The following is a 23,800-nucleotide window of genomic DNA, read 5'->3' as shown; positions in this document are numbered from 1 at the left end:
CTGCGCGCCCCAAGACGGCAAGCTCGGCTCACCCAAGCGAGACCCACATTGCAAGATATCCTGACCATTACCTTGAATCCGGCTGTGGATGTGTCGACCTCGACGGGCCATGTGCGCGACGGGCAAAAGCTGCGCTGTACGCCGGTGCAAACAGATCCGGGTGGTGGTGGGATCAATGTGTCTCGGGCGATCCATATTCTTGGTGGTCAGAGTCGGGCCTTGGTGGCCATCGGTGGACCGACTGGTAAAAAGTTGCGGCACCTGTTGCGAGATCAGGGCATTGCCTATGTGCCATTTCGCGCCCCGGGTGAGACCCGCCAAAGCCTTGCGGTCACCGATCAATCCAATGGCGCGCAGTATCGCTTTGTGATGCCGGGTCCGGTTTGGGATGGCGAACGCCAGCGCGCCTTGATGGACATGCTTGACGACATCGCCTCGGATGATGGACTTGTGGTATTAAGCGGCAGTCTGCCTCTTGGGGTCGTCGACCACTTTGCGTTGGAAGTATCCAGACATGTGGCACAGACACACGCGCGTTTGATCGCTGATGTCTCTGGACCTGCTCTGCGATGTTTGGTGTCACAGCCGCCGAACACCCTTTTTGCCCTGCGCATGGATCAGCTCGAGGCAGAAACGCTTGCCCAGCGCACTCTTGCCGACCGCGCTGATACCGCGAGTTTCGCCAAAAGTTTGTGCACACGTGGCGTCGCAGAGATCGTTCTGATTGCCCGTGGTGCAGACGGGAATGTGATGGCCACACCTGACGGAGTTTGGCATGCCGCCGCCCCGAACGTCCCAGTTGTCAGCAAAGTAGGTGCCGGAGACAGCTTTGTCGGGGCGTTTGCCCTGTCCTTGGCGCGTGCCGAAACCTTGGAGCACGCGCTTGTGTATGCAACTGCGGCGGCATCTGCTGCGGTCATGACCCACGCCACCCATCTGTGCACCCGCGCAGATACAGACCTGCTCTTGTCAAAATGCCCTGTGACCCGCCTTTAGCCAGAACTTGCGGCTATCGCATCAACTGTCGTCGCGAAACCGATTCACAATCGGATATCGCCGATCCATCCAAAACGCCTTTTTCGACAATCGCGCGCCCGGTGCTGACTGAAAGCGTTTGTATTCAGAGATATACAACAAATGCTCGACCCGTTTGATCACGTCGCGATCATATCCCGCCGCCACACAGTCCGCGACCGAACGGTCTTGGTCTACAAGCATGGTCAGGATACCATCAAGCACATCATAAGACGGTAAGGAATCTTCGTCCTTTTGATCCGGACGCAACTCCGCCGACGGCGGTTTATCAATAATTGACACCGGAATAACCTCGCCCGCGGGGCCAGCCATCCAGTCACGATGCACCGCATTGCGCCAACGGCATGTTTCAAAAACGCGTGTTTTGTACATATCTTTGATCGGGTTATACCCGCCAGACATGTCCCCATAAATCGTGGCATACCCGACCGCGACCTCGGATTTGTTCCCGGTGGTCAGCAACATTTCCCCGAACTTGTTGGACAACGCCATCAACAGCAGACCACGCAACCGCGACTGAATGTTCTCTTCGGTCAGCCCTGCCTCGGTCCCCTCGAACAACGGCGCCAATGTGTTCGTGATCGCGGCGCGCCCTTCGGCGATGGGCAGATAATCATATCGGCACCCCAACCGCTCTGCGATATCTTTGGCATCATCCAGCGACTCTTGCGACGTATACTCAGACGGCAGCATCACACACCGCACATTCTGCGCGCCCAACGCATCCACCGCGATTGTCGCCACCAACGCAGAGTCGATCCCCCCAGACAGCCCCAACAAAACCTGTTTGAACCCTGTTTTTCCCATGTAGTCGCGCAAGGCTTCGACACAGACGCGGTAATCTTGTTCTTCGCCAGCGGGCAACACCGCCTTTGATCCATGTATCGCACGCCAGCCCTGATCCCCGCGTTCGAAATCCACGTGCACAGTCATATCGTCAAACACGGGCAATTGCAGGGCAAGCTCTCCACCCGGGTTCAAGACAAACGACCCGCCATCAAACACCTGATCGTCCTGTCCACCGACCATATTGAGATACACAAGCGGCAACCCGGTTTCGATCACACGGGCCACCATATGGTTCATACGGCGATCAAACTTGTCGCGATAATACGGAGAGCCGTTTGGCACCACCAATATCTCGGCCCCCGATTCCTCGAGCGTTTCGGCGACATCTTCAAACCACGCATCTTCGCAGATTGGCGAGCCAACACGCACGCCCCCGACATCATAAGGCCCCCCAAGCGCGCCCTGATCAAACAGACGTTCTTCGTCAAAAACCGTATAGTTGGGCAAATGGTGTTTGCGCTGACGATGCACCACTTTGCCGCCGCGACAAATGAAATAGGCATTATACAGCGCGCCATCTTCCGCCAGAGGTCCGCCAATGGCCAGCACAGGCCCATCCGCACAATCCTGCGCCAGCGCCTCGATCTCTGCCATTGCCGCAAGATGAAAGGCAGGCTTGAGGATCAAATCTTGCGCGTTATAGCCCGTAATGAACATCTCGGGCAGCGCAACAAGGTCGGCACCGGCGGCTTTGCCTTCGGCCCAAACGGCCCTTGCCTTGTCGGCATTGCCCTTAAGATCGCCCATCGTCGGGTTTGCTTGCGCCATTGTCAGACGGAAAGTTTCGGCCATTTGAGCCTCCTGTCGCGTTTCTTGCAGCAGATTTAACAGAAGCAGGCCTGAGGAAAAGTCTAATCGGCCAAAAGACGTTGCCCCGCGCGCGCCTGTGTTCTAGAATTTCGCAACAGCCGCATGAAGGCAGCATGAAGGCACGTGGGGAAAAAAGATAATGAGCAGAACGCAGGCAATGACATTCGCCATCCTCTTGGCCGCAGGCGGACTCGCTGCGCCGGGATTTGCGCAACAGTCTGAAGTCCTCACCAAGCAATACGATGACGGTGGTGTGTACGAAGGCACCTTTAAGGGCGGTCTTCAGGACGGCACCGGTACATATCGTCTGCCAAATGGCTATGAATACACCGGACAGTGGGTGGATGGCGAAATCAAAGGCAAGGGTCAGGCCCGCTTTCCAAACGGATCTGTCTATGAGGGCGATTTTGCCAAAGGCAAGCCCGAAGGCGTTGGCAAAATAACCTTTACCGACGGCGGCACCTACGAGGGTGACTGGACAGACGGAAAAATCTCAGGCAGCGGCGTCGCCATATATGCCAATGGCGTGCGCTATGAAGGCGGATTCTTGAATGCGATGCATCACGGCAAAGGCGTGATGATCAGCCCTGGAGGCTATACCTATGACGGGGATTGGCTGAACGGTGTCAAAGAAGGCAAAGGCAAGATCGTGTATCCGGATGGGGCAACCTATTCCGGCCAGATCGTTGCAGGGGCGCGCGAAGGTCAGGGCGAACTGACAATGCCCGATGGTCTTGTGTATTCAGGTCTTTGGCGTGCCGGACAAATCGAGGGCACTGGAAAACTCACCCAGCCGAACGGCGATATCTATGAAGGTGATCTCATCGGAGGTCAGCGCGAAGGGCGTGGTCAGGTCACCTATGCCAACGGAGACACCTATGACGGGATGTTCGAAGGCGACAAACGGCACGGCCAAGGTGATTTTAAAGGCGCTGACGGATATCAGTATTCAGGCAATTGGGTTGCTGGACATATCGAAGGCGACGGGACGGTCACCTATCCTGACGGGTCAGTCTATGCGGGTCAGTTCCGCCGAGATTTGGCAGACGGATTGGGCAAGATCACCTATCCTGACGGATCGACCTATGAAGGATCCTGGAAAAACGGCGTGATCGAAGGCAGCGGCAAGGCGACCTATGCCAACGGTCTGGTATACGAGGGTGAATTCCTGAATGCCAAGAATCATGGGCGGGGCGTAATGACCTATGCCGATGGATACCGCTATGACGGGCTTTGGGCCAATGGCCAACGCGAAGGCTTGGGCACGGCGACCTATCCTGATGGCACAGAATACACCGGAGAATTTGCAGCGGGTCAACGCCACGGCGTCGGTGAAATTGTCATGCCTGACGGGTTCAAATACGCTGGGGAATGGCAAAACGGCGAGATCAGCGGCAAAGGCGTGGCCACATACGCAAATGGCGATATCTACGAAGGCAACTTTAGCGCCGGGAAGCGTCAAGGCGAAGGAACCATGCGCTATGCCACAGGCGAAGAAGCCACTGGCAGCTGGGACAAAGGGGCCTTGGCCAACGACGGTTAGGGGGCAAAACCCCCCTACGACCACACCACCACCACACCATCTGGCCCTCAAACCAGCAGTACTGAAAAAAACTGGTTTTGAGGGTTTTCATTTACCTTGAGGGCTGTATATTTCCCCCATGTTGACCAAGATACATACGCACCAGATTGCTTTGCGCCCGCGCGGCGGCATTTCGGCTGCGTTGCTGTCTGACCTACTTCTCCTAGCCCGCCTCTGAGCGTGCCGTTGACTGGCGCGACCGCTCAGAGGATGCCGTTTCGCGCCTAGGCTTCTGGAGAAAAGAAAGAGACCCCACATGACTGATATTTCCAAACAAGACCGCGTCTTGATTTTTGACACGACATTGCGCGATGGCGAACAAAGCCCTGGCGCGACCATGACCCATGACGAAAAAATCGAGATCGCCGAGATGCTTGATGAAATGGGCGTCGATATTATCGAAGCTGGCTTTCCCATCGCCTCGGAAGGTGATTTTACGGCCGTCAGAGACATCGCCAAGAACAGCCGCAACAGCCGGATTTGTGGCTTGGCGCGTGCAAACTTTGCCGACATCGACCGCTGCTGGGATGCTGTGAAACACGCCGAGTTGAACCGGATTCACACATTCATCGGTACGTCCGAACTGCACCGTGCCATCCCAAATCTGACAATGGATGAAATGGCCGACAAAATTCATGAAACCGTCAGCCATGCGCGCAACCTGTGCGAGGATGTCCAGTGGTCCCCGATGGATGCCACCCGTACGGAATGGGATTATCTGTGTCGCGTAATCGAGATCGCGATCAAGGCCGGTGCCAGCACGATCAATATTCCCGACACTGTGGGCTATACCGCCCCTATGGAATCTGCCGAGCTGATCAAAAAGCTGATCGAAACAGTGCCCGGTGCAGATGACGTGATCTTTGCCACCCATTGTCACAATGATCTGGGGATGGCGACGGCCAACTCTTTGGCGGCTGTCGCCGGTGGCGCGCGCCAGATCGAATGCACGATCAACGGCTTGGGAGAACGCGCAGGCAACACCGCCTTGGAAGAGGTGGTGATGGCGCTCAAGGTACGGAACGATATCATGCCTTGGGATACGGGCATCGATACCACAAAATTGATGGCGATTTCGCGCCGTGTCGCCACGGTGTCAGGCTTCCCTGTTCAGTTCAACAAAGCCATCGTGGGCAAAAACGCTTTTGCACATGAATCCGGCATCCATCAGGATGGCATGCTGAAAAACAAAGAAACCTTTGAAATCATGCGCCCCGAAGACGTCGGTTTGTCGGGTACGTCTTTGCCATTGGGCAAACACTCTGGTCGGGCCGCCTTGCGCGACAAGCTGGAACAATTGGGCTTTGAGGTGGGCGACAACCAACTCAAAGACGTCTTTGTTCGGTTCAAAGACTTGGCTGATCGCAAGAAAGAGGTCTTTGATGACGATCTGATTGCCCTGATGCGCACCGGTGAGGACGCTCAGAATGATCGTCTGCAATTGGTGACGCTGCGGGTTTCTTGTGGCACCGGCGGCCCCGCCGAAGCCACGTTGGTCATGAGCATTGATGGCGAAGACAAGACCGCAATCTGCAAAGGCGATGGTCCTGTTGACGCAACATTCAACGCTGTCCGTCAGTTGCATCCGAACGCTGCCCATCTGCAGCTGTATCAAGTTCACGCCGTGACCGAAGGCACCGATGCGCAGGCGACTGTCTCTGTTCGACTGGAAGAAGACGGCGTGATTGCCACAGGCCAATCCGCCGATACCGATACGGTTGTGTCCTCCGCCAAGGCGTACATTCATGCACTGAACCGCCTTTTGGTCCGCCGAGCAAAGTCGGGCGAAGGCGTCGACACCAAAGAAATCAACTGGAAAGACGTGTCGTAAATCCGACCAAACATTCGCGAAAACGGCCTGCATTTTGCGGGCCGTTTTTTTGTGCGCTTAACCCGATATCAACCGGAAGATGGACAGAATGCTAGACGTACACGTTGTTTGATGCCTACACTGACTTAGGTCAAATGGTTCATTCTGTATCCGGAGGTGCATATGATCACTCGATTTCGACGTATCGTTCTTGCCTCTGTGTGCCTGTTTTCCCCGGCTCATACCCTTGCTGATCCTGCCGTTTCTTGGGGGGCTGATTTCACCTCGAACTATGTCTTCGATGGGCTCACGCAATCCGACTCCGGTTTTGCTTTTCAACCATGGGCCGAGGTCGAAAACCGTGGATTTTATGCGGGCGTTTGGGCATCAACCGTCGACCTAGGACCAGATAGTTGGGAAATCGATCTGTTGCTTGGGTACCGTAAAACCCACGCGAATGGCTTGTTTTGGGACGTTGGGTATGCCCGTTACTATTATGATGACACTGGCGATTGTTGCGGAGAAATTAAGTTCACACTGGCTTATCCAGTTCTTGAGCGCCTCACCCTTGAGGGATATGTCGCCGTCAATCCGGAAAATGAGAATGTGAACCGTTCGGCAACCGCATATATCGACATCACGGATCAGGCCAATCTGTCTGGGCGGATCGGAAAATCCGACGGAAGCGCAACAGAATACTGGGACGTTGGCGGGTCTTGGCGTTTTAACGAAACAGTGTCTGCTGATGTGCGCTATTATGGTGCCGATGCGGGGGACGAAGGCGTTGTCGTCACGATGTCTCTCGGATTTTAGCGCCAAGGGCGCCTAGGCTAATGCCCCCAAAGCCTGCAATGTCAGCCCCCTGTGCCCTTGATTGAAAACCGATATCGGCGCAAGCTTAGGAACGCGGCTCAGTATTTTCGCGAATTCTGGAACTTGCATTCCATTTCGAAACATTTTTTTCGGAGACATTCTATCATGAGACACCGACTACGACACACAGCGTTGGCCATCACTTTGACGGCAAGCAGTTTGCTCGCAACAACGGCGATCGCCAGCGACACCCCGAACTTTCTGATCATTTGGGGCGACGATATCGGATACTGGAACATCAGCGCCTATAATCAGGGCATGATGGGGTATGAGACACCAAATATCGACCGGATCGCGTCAGAAGGCATGCTTTTCACACACAGCTATGGCGAACAATCCTGTACGGCCGGACGCGCGTCATTTGTGACAGGACAGTCCGGTTTTCGCACCGGATTGCTTAAGGTTGGTCTTCCGGGTGCCAAAGAAGGCATGTCAGAAAAAGACCCTGCCATCGCGGAATATATGAAATCCAAAGGCTACATGACTGGCCAATACGGTAAGAACCACCTTGGAGATCGCGACGAACACCTGCCCACCAACCATGGGTTTGATGAGTTTTTTGGCAACCTCTACCACCTCAATGCAGAAGAAGAGCCGGAGAGCGTCGACTATCCCAAGAGCCCAGAGTTCCGCGAAAAATTTGGCCCGCGGGGCGTGATCAAAGCCAATTCTGACGGCAGCGTCGAAGATACGGGACCGCTGACCCGCAAACGGATGGAAACCATCGACGAAGAAGTGACGGCGGGCGCGCTCGACTTTATGGATCGCGCAGTTGCGCAGGATAAGCCATTCTTTCTGTGGTATAATTCGACGCGCATGCACATCAACACCCACCTCAAACCAGAGAGCCAAGGCGTCACCGGATTGGGCATTTACCCAGACGGCATGGTCGAACACGACGGTATGGTCGGTCAGCTTCTGGATAAAGTGGACGCGCTTGGGATCGCGGACAATACAGTCGTGATGTATTCCACCGACAACGGTGCCGAGGTCTTTTCTTGGCCGGATGGCGGCAGCACCCCTTTCAAAGGCGAAAAGAATGACAACTGGGAGGGCGGGTATCGCGTTCCCATGATGATCAAATGGCCAGGTGTGATCGAACCCGGGCGCAAGTCGAGCCAGATCATCAGCCATCTGGATTGGTTCCCGACCTTTATGTCCGCATTGGGCGATACCGACATGAAAGAGCGCATGTTGACCGAAGCCCCGTTTGGTGAAGGCAACGAACCTGTGCATCTCGACGGCTATGACTTTATGCCATATTTCAAGGGTGAAACCGAAACTGGCCCACGTCGAGAGTTCTTCTATTTCTCGGACGGCGGTGACCTTGTGAACCTGCGCTTTAACCGTTGGAAGCTTGTTTTTGCAGAGCAGCGCGCCGAAGGTTTCGATGTCTGGCAGGAACCCTTTGTGCCTCTGCGCGTCCCGAAACTGATCGACCTTTATAGCGATCCGTTTGAACGCGCTCAGGAAGAAGCGGCGGCCTATGTTCAATGGCGGTTTGAGCGACTGTACTTGCTGGTGCCAGCCCAAGCGTTTGTGGGTCAATTCCTGTCGACCTTCAAAGAGTACCCGCCGCGTCAGAAACCTGCCAGTTTCTCGATTGATCAGGTGCTAGAAGGTCTTCAGCGTAATCAGGGCGGTTAGACCTGCCTGAAATATCTCTGGTAACGGGCGCCCAATTTGGCGCCCGTTTGCATGACCCCAAGCGCGCCTGTGCCAATTTGCCGTCAATTCGCAAGCGCATTCGCACCCCTGCCCCGTCATGTCATCCAGAATGGCGGATTCATGCTGATTTTGAACCAACAAGGCCTTTCACAATGCCCCCCTGCCTCATATAAGAAGGTCGGTCCGCAACTCTCCAGAGTCGCGGGCCTATTTTGAATTTCTACGGGAACGGAACACACATGCTGGGAAATCTGGGCGGCCTGTTTACCACTGACATGGCGATCGACCTTGGGACAGCCAATACGCTGGTCTACGTCAAAGGCAAAGGTGTGATCCTGTCCGAGCCTTCCGTGGTCGCATATCACGTGAAAGACGGCATCAAGAAAGTGCTCGCAGTCGGCGAAGACGCCAAACTGATGCTTGGCCGAACTCCCGGTTCGATTGAGGCCATCCGTCCCATGCGCGACGGGGTGATTGCCGACTTTGACGTCGCCGAGGAAATGATCAAACATTTCATCCGCAAAGTGCACAAGCGCTCTACGTTTTCCAAACCCAAAATTATCGTCTGTGTGCCGCATGGCGCGACACCAGTTGAAAAACGCGCCATTCGCCAATCTGTGCTGGGCGCTGGCGCGCGTCGCGCCGGCCTGATCGCGGAACCGATTGCTGCGGCCATTGGGGCTGGCATGCCGATCACCGACCCAACCGGCAACATGGTTGTGGATATCGGCGGCGGGACCACCGAAGTGGCCGTGTTGTCGCTGGGAGATATCGTCTATGCACGTTCCGTTCGTGTCGGCGGTGACCGCATGGACGAGGCAATCATCAACTATCTGCGTCGTCAGCAAAACTTGTTGGTCGGCGAAGCCACCGCAGAACGTATTAAAACATCGATTGGCACCGCTAGAATGCCTGATGATGGTCGTGGAGCTTCGATGCAAATTCGTGGCCGTGATTTGTTGAACGGTGTGCCAAAGGAAACCGAAATCAGCCAAGCCCAAGTCGCCGAAGCGTTGTCAGAACCCGTACAACAAATCTGCGAGGCTGTGATGACCGCGCTTGAGGCAACGCCGCCTGATTTGGCTGCGGATATCGTCGACCGTGGTGTCATGCTGACGGGGGGCGGTGCTCTTCTTGGTGATCTCGATCTCGCCCTACGCGAGCAAACCGGTCTGGCGGTGTCCATCGCCGAAGAACCGCTTAACTGTGTGGCGATTGGCACAGGCAAGGCGCTGGAATTTGAAAAGCAACTGCGCCACGCCATCGACTACGACAGCTGATCCCCAATTGGAGCATACCGCAAGGCGTGCTAAAACCCTCGGACGGATCTAGACAGGGGGCAAAGTGGCCAAAGATCGGACACAAGGCGAAGATTATGTCGCCCCACTCAAGCGCCTGTTGTTGGGTGTTCTATTGCTGTGTCTTCTGGCGATATTCTTGATTTGGCGCATTGATAGCCCACGCGTTGAACGCTTTCGCGCACAAGTGGTCGATGCCGTGGTGCCATCGATGGACTGGGCCATGGCCCCTGTGACAGCTTCCGTGAACCTATTGCGCAATTTTCAAAGCTATCAACGCGTCGTGGATCAAAACCAAGAGCTCCGACGTGAGCTGCAGCAAATGAAAGCTTGGAAAGAAGCCGCTCTTCAGCTTGAACAAGAAAACGCACGTTTGTTGGATTTGAACAACGTGCGACTTGACCCGCGCCTGACCTATGTCACCGGCGTGGTGTTGGCTGACAGCGGCTCCCCATTTCGCCAATCTGTGTTGCTTAATATCGGCGCACGTGATGGCATCGTTGATGGCTGGGCGACGATGGATGGCATCGGTCTTGTCGGGCGCATTTCCGGCGTGGGGGATCGCTCCAGCCGCGTGATTTTACTCACCGACGCCTCAAGCCGTATTCCGGCAATTATCCAGCCCTCGGGACAAACGGCGTTAATTGCGGGTGACAACTCGATGGCACCCTATATTGATTTTCTGGAAAACCCTGACCAAATTCGCCCAGGAGATCGGGTGGTGTCGTCTGGTGATGGCGGGGTTTTTCCAAGCGGATTGCTGATTGGGCGGGTCTCATCGGACCCCGGCGGGCGTCTGCGCGTGCGTTTGGTCGCCGACTATGAACGCCTTGAATTCTTGCGCGTGCTCAGGAACCGGGGACACGAAGCCATCTCGAATCCCGGCTATATCATTCGCCCTGATGGCAGCGTGGCAACTCCCTTGCCGCCTGAGGAGGCCAAGACCGATGGCTAGCCGTTCTGCATCACGTCGATGGGGAATGCGGCTGGCGTATATCCTCGTCGGATTGGCGTTGGTTCTTGCCCAACTGCTTCCGCTAGAATTCACTCCGCGCCGATGGTCAGGGCCGGATTTGCTTGTGGTTCTAACAATCGCATGGGCCGCACGCCGCCCAAATTATGTGCCGGCTCTCTCGGTTGCGGGGATGATATTGCTGGCAGACTTGGTTCTCTTGCGTCCGCCCGGGGTCATGGCTGCTCTCTTGTTGGTGGCGTGCGAGTTATTGCGGCGTCAGGCCCCGATGTTGCGTGACACCACCTTTATGATCGAATGGTTGACTGCCGCGGCCGCATTCGTCGGAATTGGGCTGATGAACCGCTTGGTTCTTGCGGTGTTCTTGGTCGATCAAGCGCCACTGGGCCTGACTGTGACCCAGATATTTATGAACGTATTGGTCTATCCGCTCGTGGTCGGGCTGTCCTATTTTCTCTTGGGACTGCATAAGATCGCCCCCGGAGACGATGACGCGATTGCGGGGACAGCATGAGGCGCCCCAACCCAGACGCAGCCGAAAGCCACGCAAAAATCACGCGTCGAAGTTTGCTTTTGGGCGGCGTTCAACTTGGATTTATCGGCATGCTCGGGATGCGCATGCGGTATCTTCAGGTGGAAAAAGCCGACGAATTCCGTCTTTTGGCCGAAGAAAACCGTGTCAATATTCGCCTTATTCCTCCTGCGCGTGGGGAAATCTTTGATCGCAACGGCGTGCCACTTGCCCAGAACGAACCGTCCTATCGTATTACCATGGTGCGCGAAGATGCTGGCGACGTGGAGCAGGTCTTTCACCGCCTGTCAAATCTGATCGAGCTTGATCCTGATGCGCTTGATCGTGCCCGCGCTGAGATGCGACGGTCAGCACCATTTTTACCGGTGACAATCGCCGATCGAGTCTCTTGGGAAGAAATGAGCCGCGTGTCCGTCAACACGCCTGCTCTTCCCGGGATCACGCCCGAAGTCGGCCTGTCACGTATCTATCCGATGCAAGAAGATTTCGCGCATGTCGTGGGGTATGTTGGCCCAGTAAGTGACTATGACTTGTCCAAACTCGAAGACCCCGATCCCTTGCTACGCATTCCGCGTTTTCAGTTGGGCAAAGTCGGCGTCGAGGCCAAGCGCGAAGATGCCCTGCGTGGCAAGGCGGGCACCAAGCGGGTCGAGGTCAACGCCGTTGGCCGCGTCATGCGAGAGCTCAGCCGCCGCGAAGGTGTGCAGGGCGCCGATCTACAGTTGACCATAGACCAAAGACTACAGTCCTACATTCAAGCCCGCCTTGAGGGCGAAAGCGCTGCCGCTGTCGTGATCGATTGTCAAAATGGTGATTTGCTTGCGGTGAACTCTGCGCCGAGCTTTGATCCAAACCTGTTTGTCAAAGGGATTTCGGTCGCAGACTATCGGGCCCTGACGGACAACAAATACCGGCCTCTTGCGGCAAAATCGATCCAAGGCACATATCCGCCCGGATCAACCTTCAAAATGGTGACCGCACTCGCTGCCTTGGAAGAAGGGATCGTGTCTGCTGATGATACGGTGTATTGCCCCGGTCATCTCGAGGTATCTGATCGACGGTTCCACTGTTGGAAACGCGCAGGCCATGGCAACATGTCTCTGCAAACGGCATTACGCGAAAGCTGTGACGTCTATTTTTACCAAGTCGCGCTTGAACTGGGTATCGACAAGCTTTCTGCAATGGCTGCGCGGCTCGGGTTGGGTGCAAAGTTTGATCTTCCGCTATCCGGACTTGCCAAAGGGTTGAATCCCTCAAGAGAGTGGAAAGAAAGCGTACGCGGCAGTGACTGGGTGCCAGGGGACACCGTGAACGCATCCATCGGACAGGGCTTTGTGCTCGCCTCGCCTTTGCAGTTGGCTGTTATGACTGCGCGCTTGGCCTCGGGGCTGGATATCGTTCCCCGTCTCGTCAAATCGGTCAATGGCGTCGAAGCCGCCACGCCCCAAGCAAACAGCCTTGGGTTAAATGAAAATCATCTGCGACAAATCCGGCAAGGGATGTTTGCGGTGTCAAACCACAAACGCGGCACGGCCTATCGCAGCCGCATCCTCGAAGACGGTTTCCGCATGGCGGGCAAAACTGGCACAAGTCAGGTCCGCAACATCACCGCCGCAGAGCGTGCCCAAGGGGTGACCAAGAACAAGGATTTGCCTTGGGAGCGGCGTGACCATGCGCTTTTTGTAAATTTCGCCCCTGTCGACGACCCCAAAATTGCTGTGGCGATTGTGGTCGAACATGGCGGGGGGGGCTCTACTGCGGCAGCACCGATTGCGCGCGATATCACTCTTCAAGCGCTGCACCAAGGAGAGCCGCCCCTTGCGGCCTACCCTCGACGAGACCGCGGCAAGATCGAGCAACAGCAAGAACGTCTGCGCCGAATTTTACCTGACCGGCACGGCAACAGGCAGGATCGCGCATGAGCTATCTTGAATACAATGTCAAAACGGCCCCAACCGGTCTGCGCAAAATTTTGTTTCTGAACTGGCCGCTCATTCTGCTGCTCGCGGCGGTGTCTGGTGTTGGGTTCATGATGCTATATTCAGTTGCCGGAGGCTCGTTTTCCCCGTGGGCAGGCGCACAAATCAAACGTTTTGCGCTTGGTTTGGGTGTCATGATTGCCGTGGCTATGGTCCCCATCTGGTTCTGGCGGAGTATCTCTGGGGCGGCGTACGGCGTCACGATCGTGTTGCTGATATTGGTCGAGTTCATGGGCAGCGTCGGCATGGGTGCACAACGTTGGATCGATTTGGGTTTCATGCGACTGCAACCCTCCGAGCTTATGAAAATCACCTTGGTCATGCTGTTGGCCTCTTACTATGATTGGCTGCCCGCGCATAAAACATCCCGTCCTCTTTGGATCGCGATCCCCGTCCTTCTTATTTTGCTGCCAACCGCGCTTGTGTTGCGACAGCCTGATCTCGGGACCTCGATCTTGTTGCTGACAGGCGGGGCAATGGTGATGTTCATGGCTGGCGTTCACTGGGGGTATTTTGCCGCGGTCGCCGCACTGGCAGGTGGCATCGTTGTGGGCGTTTTCCAATCGCGCGGCACGCCTTGGCAACTTCTTAAAGATTATCAATACCGCAGAATTGATACGTTTCTGGACCCGTCAAGCGACCCCTTGGGGGCAGGCTATCACATCACCCAATCAAAGATCGCTTTGGGATCCGGCGGCTGGACAGGCCGCGGATTTATGCAAGGCACGCAATCGCGGCTGAACTTTTTGCCGGAAAAACACACCGACTTTATCTTTACCACCCTTGCCGAAGAGTTCGGGTTTGTTGGCGCATTTTCGTTGCTGGGTCTGTACGCCTTGATCGTGGTGTTCTGCATCACTGCGGCAATCGCCAACCGCGATCGGTTCTCGTCTCTGCTAATTCTTGGAATTGGCGCGACGTTCTTTCTGTTCTTTGCAGTAAACATGTCGATGGTGATGGGCATGGCCCCCGTTGTTGGCGTGCCCCTGCCCTTGGTCAGCTATGGGGGATCGGCCATGTTGGTGCTGATGATGGCCTTTGGTTTGGTACAAAGTGCGCACGTGCACCGACCACGATAGACCTCTGGCATCGCCGATGCCCACACATGAAAACTGGGTTGTGCAACGCCGCTTTCTGTGACCTGACTGGGTCAACAAAGACGGAGACACACATGTCGATATTTCATTTGGCGTATAACGTCGGCAATCTGGAAGAGGCGCGCGCCTTTTATGGCGGCGTGCTTGGGTGTGTCGAAGGTCGCAGCACCGACACATGGGTCGATTACAACTTTTTCGGCCATCAGATTTCGCTTCATATTGGGGCACCGTTGATCACCGAAAACACCGGACATGTGGGCGAACATCTGGTGCCGATGCCACATTTGGGCGTGATCCTGCCCAAGGCGCAATGGGATGCGCTGGCGCAGGACCTGAAAGCCAAAGGCGTAACCTTTGTCCTAGAGCCTTTCACCCGCTTCAAAGGCGAACCGGGCGAGCAAAGCACAATGTTTTTTCGTGACCCCTTTGGCACCCCAATCGAAATCAAGGGATTTGCTGATATGAACGGAGTTTTCGCAACATGATCAACGTTCTATTTGCACCGTCCCAAGACCGTTTGGACATCTATGCCGCCCCACTTCAGGCGGCATTTGCCCAAGCGGATCTCAACGTCGATCTGCGGGCAGCGTTTCCACCGGAAGAGGTCGATTACATCATCTACGCCCCGAATTCAGAGCTTCAGGATTTCACACCATATGTCCGAACCAAAGCTGTGTTGAACCTTTGGGCAGGTGTCGAGAGCATCGTTGGCAACCAAACGCTGACCCAGCCGATTGCGCGGATGGTCGATCACGGATTGAGCCGTGGCATGGTCGAATGGGTGACCGGACATGTGCTGCGTCATCATCTGGGCATGGATCGGCATATCTTAGGCCAAGACGGAGAATGGCGGGCTTATATTCCCCCGCTTGCACAGGATCGCCGTGTCACAATTCTGGGTCTCGGAGAGCTGGGCTTGGCGTGCGGACGCGCCCTAAATGACCTCGGGTTTCCCGTGACCGGCTGGAGCCGAACCGCCAAACACGATGATCAAATCACCTGCCTGAGCGGACCAGATGGGTTGACCCAAGCCTTGTCACAGGCCGACATTCTGGTTCTGCTGCTGCCCAAGACCTCCGCGACAGAAAATATCATCGATGCAAAAGCGCTGGCAATGATGCCACAGGGCGCATTTATCATTAACCCCGGACGTGGCCCGTTGATTGACGACACAGCTTTGTTAGCAGCACTCGATACGGGGCAGATTGCACATGCGACGCTGGACGTCTTTCGCATAGAGCCATTGCCCAAAGATCATCCATATTGGGCGCACCCCAACGTGACCGTCACTCCGCATATTGCCAGCGAAACAAGGCCGGAAACAGCGGCGCAAGTGATTGCAGAAAACATTCGCCGCGCAGAAGCAGGCGATGATTTGCTATATATGGTGGACCGGCAAGCCGGTTACTAAGCCTTGCCGCGCATCTGCTGATCCCGCCAAAGCCCCTATTTCAAAATGGGGGGCGCGTCGGGGTCACTGCCGGGTGCGGGACGCTGATAGTCATCTTGTTTGGGCGCTTTGGGCAGATCAAATCGCAAGCCACTGCGCGCAAGCTGGGCCGCAACAGGATCGCTTGCCGAAAAGAACCCAACGTCCAAGGCCCCCGCTTCGATGCCGGAAAACGTCAATGCCTCGGACACAGCCTTGGCCAGCGCGGTTTGCGCCGCATCAATGGCATCGATAAACCCCAACATGTGGCTTTGGGTGCCGTTGTCATAGGTTGTGCCCACCAAATACGCGGATTGCGCCAATCCGGCGGCCGTCGACAGTTTGGCATCAAGGGCCGTGATCAACGTCTCGGGAAGACCAGCTGGCGGAGTGAACCCCTGAACATGGGCTTCCACCTGATCGGGGGCATGTGTCAAGGTCTCGGCCAACCACCCAAGCGCCTCTGGGGGGATAAGAATAGAAGACGGCGCAACCTCAAGGTTCACGCCCAAACCAATGCCCTGCCCTGCCAACATCGAGGCCACAATTCGCCCAGACAGCCCCGCATAGGGTGCGGGTTTTCCCACAAACTCTGCGAGGCGCTCTTCGGTGTCAAACACCAACACAAATGAATGATCCGAAAGGTCAAAAACTTCTGGTGCGATATTTTCGCCTTCGGCCTCTTTGCTTAACAGCAAAAACAGCTCTGCGTCGGCGAGGCGTTCATAAAACCGAAGCCGTGCGGCATCATCCGAGGGGTGCGCCTGCATTAGGGCATGCGCAATATCAAGCGGTGTCTCGTTGGTCATCTAGAACATCCCTTATGCGACAACGCAGCTCTGGCAACAGATCGGTTGTGAACCACGCGTTTTTCTTGATCCATCCCGTATTGCGCCACGACGGATGAGGCAAGGGAAAGACGTCGGGCGCATGGTCGCGCCATGCCTGAACCGTTTGCGTCACAGAGCCACGCGTTGACAGATGCCACTTTTGCGCATGCCCGCCGATAAGAAGCGTCAACCGCACATTTTTCAACGTCGCAAGGGCATCGCTGCGCCATGTTTTTGCGCAGATTGCTGGCGGCGGAAGGTCGCTACCTTTGCCCGAATACCCCGGAAAGCAAAATGCCATCGGGAGAATGGCAATCTTGGTTTTGTCGTAAAACACAGCATCCTCAAGCCCCATCCATTCTCGCAGGCGGTCTCCGGACGGGTCGGTAAAAGGTCGCCCGCTTTGGTGAACGCGTGCACCCGGGGCCTGCCCCGCAATCAGAATGCGCGCAGAAGGGTGAAACCACGCAACCGGACGCGGTGCGTGCTGCGTGGCGGCGAACCGATCAGCACAAATCTGACAGGCTTGGATCTCGTGCAACAAGGTCATGGTGCGATTGTGGGCCAGATCACGCGGATTTTGAATTCAATTTTATTTCGACAATACTCGAAGTATCTCTTGCGTTGCCAATTTATTTCTATATTTCTAGAAATATGAAACATGAATCACCTTATGACCTTTCGCTTGAAGTTGCAGCCTCGACCTTTGCTGCACTTGGTTCTGAACAACGCCTGTCTGTGCTGCGCTGTCTTGTACGCGCTGGCGAACAAGGCTTGAGCATCGGAGAGTTGGGCAAACGATCCGGCATAAGCGGGTCAACGTTAACCCACCACATGAAAATTCTCACACAGGCGGGCCTGACCACCCAAATGAAACAGGGACGCTCTATTATCTGTGCGGCCGTCGCCTATCAAGAGTTGCGCACCCTCTCAGAATTCCTTCTCAAAGAATGTTGTGCCGACAGCACCACCTGCCCCGAGGACCACATCCATGGCTGATACAACGCATTCCCCGTCGCCGTTCAAAACCTTTTTGGGCCAAGTTGACAAAGCATGGCTTGCGCTGGCTCTCATTCTTTTGGCGGTTGCCATTCTGGATCGCGCCCAGTTCATTCCAACGATCATCTTCTCGACCCAAGCTTTGGCAAGCACAGCGCCCTTTATCGCCTTTGCCGTCTTTGCGATTGGGTATTTAAAGGCGTCGGGTGCTGAAAACCTCTTGGCCAAAGCATTTGAGGGCCGCGAAACCCGGATGATCCTGTTTGCAGCGTTGCTTGGCGGCTTGTCACCGTTTTGTTCCTGTGAGGTCATTCCGTTTATTGCCGCGTTGCTCGCTGTCGGGGCCCCGTTAAGTGCGGTCATGGCGTTTTGGTTGGCATCCCCGTTGATGGATCCCGCAATGTTTGCGATCACATCCGGAACATTGGGGATCGAGTTTGCCCTTGCCAAAACTGTGGCTGCCGTCGGGCTGGGGTTGATGGGAGGTTTCCTTACCATGATCTTTGCCAAGTCCGCTGTGTTTGCAGACCCGCTTCGCGAACGCCCACAGGTTGGTGGCTGTTGCGGTACCCAGAAACCGTTTTCTGCGGCCCCAAAATGGAAATTCTGGCAGGAGGCCGAACGCCGCGAGACCTTTCGGGCCACGTCGCTGGAAAACGCACTGTTCTTGGTGAAATGGCTTGCGTTGGCTTATGTGATCGAAGCTTTGATGATCCATTATGTCCCGGCAGAGATCATTGCGGGCGTGCTGGGTGGCGACGGCATGATGCCAATTCTGCTTGGCGCACTGGTCGGGGCACCTGCTTATTTGAACGGATACGGCGCGGTGCCGTTGGTCGATGCGCTCTTGCAGCAGGGCATGTCAAATGGCGCGGCCATGAGCTTTGTCATCGCAGGTGGTGTGAGCTGCATTCCAGCGGCAATTGCAGTCTGGGCGCTGGTCAAACCTCGCGTCTTTGTGGCGTACCTTGGGTACGCTTTGGTGGGGGCATTTCTGGCCGGGATCGCATGGCAGGCGGTCGCCTGACCGCCTGGCGGGCCGACAATCCAAGCCTAGGCCCCACGGGATGTTGCATAAATCTGGGTATTTCTAATGAAAATTCAGATCAAAAAGTTGGAAAACCGGGGCCTAGGCACCGGTTTTTTGCATGACAATGTCACTTTCTTGCCCCAGAGAGTTGCTATACCCCCCTTGGTTCCGACATATTGGACCTTAAGACGCCACATAGAGCGTTAACTTTAGTCCTGTAACTAGGATGGCCAGAGCAGAGCCGGAGCGATTGATGCTCGAATTTGATAATGTAAGTAAGTCCTTTTGGACTGGCAGCCAGCGCAAGGTGATCCTTGACCGCGTTTCTTTTCGCGTGGATTTGGGCCGCTCACTCGGCATTCTTGCACCAAACGGAACGGGCAAAACGACATTGATCAACATGATGGCCGGCCTAGAAAAACCTGACGAAGGTGAAATCCGGCGCACCTGCCGCATCTCATTTCCGCTTGGGTTTATGGGCGGGGTCATCGGACGGCACTCCGCGATGGAAAACAGCCGCTATATCGCACGGCTTTACGGGTTGGACCCGGACTATGTCGAAGCATACTGTCGCTGGCTCTGTAATCTGGGTGAATATTTTGACCAACCTTTGGGCACCTATAGCTCTGGGATGCGGTCACGGTTTACATTTGCCCTGATGTTGGCGCTTGATTTCGACATCTATCTGATTGACGAGGGAATGCCCAACTCGACCGATGTCGAGTTCAACCGCAAGGCAGGATCTATTCTAAAAGAACGCCTGCGTACGACGACCATTATCATCGTATCGCATCAGGCCGAAGTTCTGGAAAAATTTGCAAGCTCAGCCGCCGTTCTGGTAGATGGGCAATTACACATGTTTGACACCTTGGAAGAGGCAAAGCAGCTCTATGACTACCAAGCCCAAGGCTAAAAAGTTTCGTATCCGCCGCAGCCCTTCCATGGCCGAGGGCACCGCAGCACCTGCGGCCCGTTCGGATGCTCCAACGCCGCCCCCTGCAAATCAGCACCCTTCTGAGCAGCAACCAACGGCCGCGCCAGTCGAACAGCCTCCGGAGCAGCCCACTGTGGCGCCGATCGATCCGACACCTGCGCCCATTGCAGGGCAAAAACCGAGCGCGTCCGGCATGACACCCGAACAAGAAATCGATGCCATCAAGCGCGAGGGCCTCACAGGACGTCAGGTGCGCATGGCGCGCCGTATGGCCCAGAAACAGGGGCTTGCCGCCACGTCCGACTATGACGCGGTTCGACTGTTGCGCGCCCAAGGCATTGACCCGTTTCAGCGCACCAACATGTTGGAATTGGTTCAAGGCAACACCGCAGGTGCCCAGCAAGACGGAAACAATCGCGTCCAGTTGCCCCAAACCATGGTGCAACAAACGCACCTTCCGTCAACCGATATTGCCTCACCAGCAGAAATTCGCACCCGTGAAATTTCTGAAATCCAACGCGACATTGCGCGGCGCCGACGTCGGCGTCTGGCGCTGCTGGCGGCACGATTGTCGGCTTTCGTATTTTTGCCTACTCTGTTGGCGGGATGGTATTTCTATGCCATCGCGACGCCCATGTACGCTACCAAATCCGAGTTCCTGATACTTCAGGCCGATAACACGGGCGGTGCGGGCTTTGGATCTTTGCTATCTGGGACGCAATTCGCCACCAACCAGGATTCGATTGCAACGCAATCGTATCTACAATCCAAAGACGCGATGATCCGCCTTGATCGGGATGAAGGCTTTAAGGAACACTTTTCCGCACCAGACATCGACGCAATCCAGCGGTTGCCAGAGAATCCGTCGAACGAAGCGGCCTACAAACTCTATAAGAAATACTTCAAAATCGGATATGACCCAACTGAGGGCCAGATCACCATGGAAGTCAGTGCGCCCGACCCACAGGTCAGTGCACGCTTTTCGGAACAGCTGATTTCCTATGCCGAACAACGGATTGACGACCTGTCCCAGCGCAAACGCGAGGATCAACTGCAAGATGCCCGAGAAAGTCTGGATCTTGCCAAGTCAGAACGCCGTGAAGCGCAGCAACGACTTGTGGCCCTACAAGAAAGCACGGTGCTTGACCCCGAAGCGGTGATTGCCAGCCTACGCTCTCGCGTTACCACGGTACAAATCCAGCTTCAGGAAAAAGAGCTTCAACTTCAAGCATTGTTGGACAATCCACGTCCTAACAAAGCACGTGTCGAAGGTGTCCAAGGTGACGTGCGCCGTTTGAAAAACTTGCTAAAGTCTCTTGAAGATAAGATGACCGAGGCCAATTCCGGTGATACGTCATTGGCACAAAAGACCTCGCAGATTCAGATGGCACAGGCCGATCTTGCGACTGCAGACGTGCTCATGCAAACGGCGCTGCAAACGCTCAAGACCACAGAACTTGAGGCCAACCGCCAAGTGCGATATTTGACAACCAGTGTCATTCCGGTGCCCTCCGAAGACCCGAGCTATCCACGTTCATTCGAAAATACACTGCTGTCATTCCTAATTTTCTCGGGTATTTACCTGATGATTTCGCTCACAGCCTCCATCCTCCGAGAACAGGTATCCACTTAAGCTATGAAACACATCAAAATTGCGGGCCTCACCGTTGGCAACGACATGCCCCTGACGGTCATTGCAGGCCCTTGCCAGCTTGAAAGCACGGATCACGCCCAAATGATTGCGGGTCACATGAAAGAGGCTTGCGACGCCGTCGGAGCGCAATATGTGTTCAAGGCATCATATGACAAAGCCAACCGAACATCTGTGTCGGGCAAACGTGGTTTGGGCATCGACGCAGGCCTTAAGGTGATGCAAGACGTTGGCAAGGCCATCGGAGTGCCAACGCTGACCGATATCCATTCCGAAGCCCAGTGCGCACCAGCGGCCGATGCCGTAGACATTCTGCAAATTCCTGCGTTTTTGTGTCGTCAGACTGATTTGCTTTTGGCAGCAGGAAAAACCGGCGCGGTGATCAACGTGAAAAAGGGCCAGTTCCTTGCTCCTTGGGACATGGATAACGTCGTCACCAAAGTAGAGAGCACCGGCAACACGCGGATCATGCTGACCGAACGTGGCACCTCGTTCGGATATAATACGCTTGTGACTGACATGCGCGGTCTGCCACGCATGGCGAAAACCGGATATCCGGTCGTCATGGATGCCACGCATTCTGTGCAACAACCAGGAGGCCAAGGTGGCTCTTCCGGTGGCCAGCGCGAATTTGCGCCGGTCATGGCGCGCGCAGCTGTGTCGCTGGGCATTGCGTCGGTATTTATTGAAACACACGAAGATCCAGATTCGGCGCCCTCAGACGGCCCAAACATGATCCCGTTGGATCAAATGGCAGCCCTTGTAAAATCCTTGATGGCATTTGATAAGCTGGCAAAGTCCGACCCTATTACTTTGTAATTATCTATTTTCAGGAAACGTATTGTTATGACTCGCCCCGCTTCTGATGTGACCCCGAATACTTGGGAATTTTTGCGCGATCCAATGATCAAACCCACAGGGTTTCGTGAATATGACGCGCGCTGGAAATTTCCAGAAGAAATCAATCTACCTGGTGTGACCGCATTAGGGCTTGGCCTTGGAACGCAAATGCGCCGCCGCGGCATCGAGCCCGTCATCGCCGTTGGGAATGACTATCGCGACTATTCTGTGTCTATCAAAAATGCGTTGATCCTTGGCCTCATGCAGGCGGGTATTCAGGTCAAAGACATCGGCCCTGCCCTGTCACCGATGGCCTATTTTGCCCAATTCCATTTGGACGTGCCTGCGGTTGCAATGGTCACCGCATCTCACAACCCCAACGGCTGGACCGGTGTCAAAATGGGCTTTGAACGCCCTTTGACACATGGTCCGGTTGAAATGGACGAACTGCGCGACATTGTTCTAAACGACGAGGGCATGGCTTGCGATGGTGGATCTTACGAGTTCATCCATGGCGTCAAGGAAGCATACCTTGATGATCTGGTTGGTGATTTCAAAATGTCTCGCCCGCTCAAGGTGGTCTGCGCAACAGGCAACGGCACGGCGTCTGCCTTTGCGCCTGAACTCTTTGCGCGCATGGGTGTCGAGGTCGTCGAGAGCCACAACAGGCTCGACTATACGTTTCCCAACTATAACCCCAACCCCGAAGCCATGGAAATGCTGCACGATATGTCTGACAGCGTCAAAGCCTCAGGCGCGGACATGGCGCTTGGGTTTGATGGCGATGGCGACCGTTGCGGCGTTGTCGACGACGAAGGCGAAGAAATTTTTGCCGATAAGGTGGGCGTCATCATGGCCCGCGATCTGTCAAAACTGTATCCAAACAGCACATTCGTGGCAGATGTGAAATCCACCGGCCTGTTTGCCTCCGACCCGGAATTGCAAAAAAATGGCGTCACCGCTGACTATTGGAAAACCGGCCACAGCCATATGAAGCGCCGCGTCAAGGAAATTGGTGCGCTGGCAGGGTTTGAAAAGTCCGGTCACTACTTTTTGGCGGAACCCATTGGCCGTGGGTATGACTGTGGGATGCGGGTTGCAGTCGAGATCTGCAAACTGATGGACCGCAACCCTGACATGTCAATGTCAGACCTTCGCAAAGCATTGCCCAAGACATGGGCCACCCCGACCATGTCGCCGTATTGTGGTGACACGGAAAAATACGACGTGCTCGAGCGTTTGGTGGCCAAGCTTGTCGCGAAACACGAAGCTGGCGAAACATTTGCAGGACGCCCCATCAAAGAGGTTGTCACCGTCAATGGCGCACGCGTTATTCTGGACAATGGCAGCTGGGGGCTTGTACGCGCCTCAAGCAACACGCCGAACCTTGTCGTGGTTTGTGAAAGCAGCGAAAGCGACGCAGAAATGCGGGCTATTTTTGCAGATATCGACGCGGTCATTCGGACTGAACCGTCTGTCGGGGACTACGATCAAACAATCTGATCGGCGCTCCCGCCCCCTAACAGAACGCCCCTTATGGGGCGTACCATCAGGCCTTGGGCCAAGCCGGGCACGCTGTGC

21 protein-coding genes are annotated in these 23,800 nt (G+C 55.3%); 18 read left to right on the top strand and 3 right to left on the bottom strand.

Annotated elements, in window-relative coordinates:
- Positions 1-48: 48 nt before the first annotated feature.
- Positions 49-996, top strand: coding sequence for a 1-phosphofructokinase family hexose kinase (locus FAP39_RS01125; RefSeq protein WP_138014523.1), 948 nt, complete (start codon positions 49-51; stop codon positions 994-996).
- 21 nt (positions 997-1,017) lie between these two features.
- On the opposite strand, the gene FAP39_RS01120 is transcribed toward FAP39_RS01125, so the two are convergent.
- On the bottom strand, positions 1,018-2,676 hold the full coding sequence (locus FAP39_RS01120; protein WP_138014522.1) for an NAD+ synthase: 1,659 nt from the start codon (positions 2,674-2,676) through the stop codon (positions 1,018-1,020).
- A 157-nt stretch (positions 2,677-2,833) separates the two neighbouring features.
- Between FAP39_RS01120 and FAP39_RS01115 the strand changes: the two genes are divergently transcribed.
- From FAP39_RS01115 to FAP39_RS01065, 11 genes are all read left to right on the top strand, one after another.
- Positions 2,834-4,237, top strand: coding sequence for an MORN repeat-containing protein (locus tag FAP39_RS01115; RefSeq protein WP_138014521.1), 1,404 nt, complete (start codon positions 2,834-2,836; stop codon positions 4,235-4,237).
- A 295-nt stretch (positions 4,238-4,532) separates the two neighbouring features.
- Positions 4,533-6,107: a 2-isopropylmalate synthase gene (locus FAP39_RS01110; protein WP_138014520.1), complete on the top strand. Its 1,575-nt coding sequence runs from the start codon at positions 4,533-4,535 to the stop codon at positions 6,105-6,107.
- Positions 6,108-6,269: 162 nt separating this feature from the next.
- Positions 6,270-6,899 carry a TorF family putative porin gene (locus tag FAP39_RS01105; RefSeq protein ID WP_138014519.1) on the top strand — a complete coding sequence of 210 codons (630 nt, stop codon included), beginning with the start codon at positions 6,270-6,272 and terminating at the stop codon, positions 6,897-6,899.
- 165 nt (positions 6,900-7,064) lie between these two features.
- A complete protein-coding gene (locus tag FAP39_RS01100; RefSeq protein WP_138014518.1) occupies positions 7,065-8,606 on the top strand; it encodes an arylsulfatase in 1,542 nt (513 codons plus the stop codon).
- 260 nt (positions 8,607-8,866) lie between these two features.
- A complete protein-coding gene (locus tag FAP39_RS01095; RefSeq protein ID WP_138014517.1) occupies positions 8,867-9,907 on the top strand; it encodes a rod shape-determining protein in 1,041 nt (346 codons plus the stop codon).
- Between the two features lie 64 nt (positions 9,908-9,971).
- Positions 9,972-10,880 (top strand): rod shape-determining protein MreC, encoded by a 909-nt coding sequence (gene mreC, locus FAP39_RS01090; RefSeq protein WP_138014516.1) that lies wholly within the window; start codon positions 9,972-9,974, stop codon positions 10,878-10,880.
- Entirely contained in the window at positions 10,873-11,412 is a 540-nt protein-coding gene (locus FAP39_RS01085) for a rod shape-determining protein MreD (protein ID WP_138014515.1), read from the top strand. The genes mreC and FAP39_RS01085 overlap by 8 nt, the downstream gene beginning before the upstream one ends.
- Complete coding sequence (mrdA, locus tag FAP39_RS01080) at positions 11,409-13,352, top strand: penicillin-binding protein 2 (RefSeq protein ID WP_138014514.1); 1,944 nt, start codon at positions 11,409-11,411, stop codon at positions 13,350-13,352. Before FAP39_RS01085 ends, mrdA begins: the two co-directional genes overlap by 4 nt.
- Entirely contained in the window at positions 13,349-14,488 is a 1,140-nt protein-coding gene (gene rodA, locus FAP39_RS01075; RefSeq protein ID WP_138014513.1) for a rod shape-determining protein RodA, read from the top strand. Before mrdA ends, rodA begins: the two co-directional genes overlap by 4 nt.
- A gap of 92 nt (positions 14,489-14,580) precedes the next feature.
- Positions 14,581-14,991 carry a VOC family protein gene (locus FAP39_RS01070; protein ID WP_138014512.1) on the top strand — a complete coding sequence of 137 codons (411 nt, stop codon included), beginning with the start codon at positions 14,581-14,583 and terminating at the stop codon, positions 14,989-14,991.
- A complete protein-coding gene (locus tag FAP39_RS01065) occupies positions 14,988-15,917 on the top strand; it encodes a 2-hydroxyacid dehydrogenase (RefSeq protein WP_138014511.1) in 930 nt (309 codons plus the stop codon). The genes FAP39_RS01070 and FAP39_RS01065 overlap by 4 nt, the downstream gene beginning before the upstream one ends.
- Positions 15,918-15,952: 35 nt before the next feature.
- Here FAP39_RS01065 and FAP39_RS01060 read toward each other — a convergent pair whose 3' ends face one another.
- Positions 15,953-16,744 (bottom strand): SseB family protein, encoded by a 792-nt coding sequence (locus FAP39_RS01060; RefSeq protein WP_138014510.1) that lies wholly within the window; start codon positions 16,742-16,744, stop codon positions 15,953-15,955.
- The gene (locus FAP39_RS01055; RefSeq protein WP_138014509.1) at positions 16,722-17,315 is read right to left on the bottom strand and encodes a uracil-DNA glycosylase family protein; all 594 of its coding nucleotides are present in this window, start codon (positions 17,313-17,315) and stop codon (positions 16,722-16,724) included. The genes FAP39_RS01060 and FAP39_RS01055 overlap by 23 nt, the downstream gene beginning before the upstream one ends.
- A 104-nt stretch (positions 17,316-17,419) precedes the next feature.
- Here FAP39_RS01055 and FAP39_RS01050 point away from each other — a divergent pair, with 104 nt between their 5' ends.
- The 6 genes from FAP39_RS01050 (at position 17,420) to FAP39_RS01025 (ending at position 23,722) form a co-directional block, all read left to right on the top strand.
- On the top strand, positions 17,420-17,764 hold the full coding sequence (locus FAP39_RS01050; RefSeq protein WP_138014508.1) for an ArsR/SmtB family transcription factor: 345 nt from the start codon (positions 17,420-17,422) through the stop codon (positions 17,762-17,764).
- Entirely contained in the window at positions 17,757-18,791 is a 1,035-nt protein-coding gene (locus FAP39_RS01045; RefSeq protein ID WP_138014507.1) for a permease, read from the top strand. Before FAP39_RS01050 ends, FAP39_RS01045 begins: the two co-directional genes overlap by 8 nt.
- A 256-nt stretch (positions 18,792-19,047) precedes the next feature.
- Positions 19,048-19,707 carry an ABC transporter ATP-binding protein gene (locus FAP39_RS01040; RefSeq protein ID WP_138014506.1) on the top strand — a complete coding sequence of 220 codons (660 nt, stop codon included), beginning with the start codon at positions 19,048-19,050 and terminating at the stop codon, positions 19,705-19,707.
- Positions 19,685-21,361 carry a KpsE/RkpR family capsule polysaccharide export protein gene (locus FAP39_RS01035; RefSeq protein ID WP_138014505.1) on the top strand — a complete coding sequence of 559 codons (1,677 nt, stop codon included), beginning with the start codon at positions 19,685-19,687 and terminating at the stop codon, positions 21,359-21,361. The genes FAP39_RS01040 and FAP39_RS01035 overlap by 23 nt, the downstream gene beginning before the upstream one ends.
- 3 nt (positions 21,362-21,364) lie before the next feature.
- Complete coding sequence (kdsA, locus tag FAP39_RS01030; protein WP_138014504.1) at positions 21,365-22,198, top strand: 3-deoxy-8-phosphooctulonate synthase; 834 nt, start codon at positions 21,365-21,367, stop codon at positions 22,196-22,198.
- 27 nt (positions 22,199-22,225) lie between these two features.
- A complete protein-coding gene (locus tag FAP39_RS01025; protein WP_138014503.1) occupies positions 22,226-23,722 on the top strand; it encodes a phosphomannomutase/phosphoglucomutase in 1,497 nt (498 codons plus the stop codon).
- The last annotated feature ends 78 nt before the right edge of the window (positions 23,723-23,800 follow it).

It is taken from the genome of Shimia litoralis, from assembly GCF_005518135.1.
GTDB lineage: Bacteria > Pseudomonadota > Alphaproteobacteria > Rhodobacterales > Rhodobacteraceae > Shimia_E > Shimia_E litoralis.
Note: the sequence above shows the minus strand (reverse complement) of the source record. Positions and strands in the feature narration are given on the sequence as shown.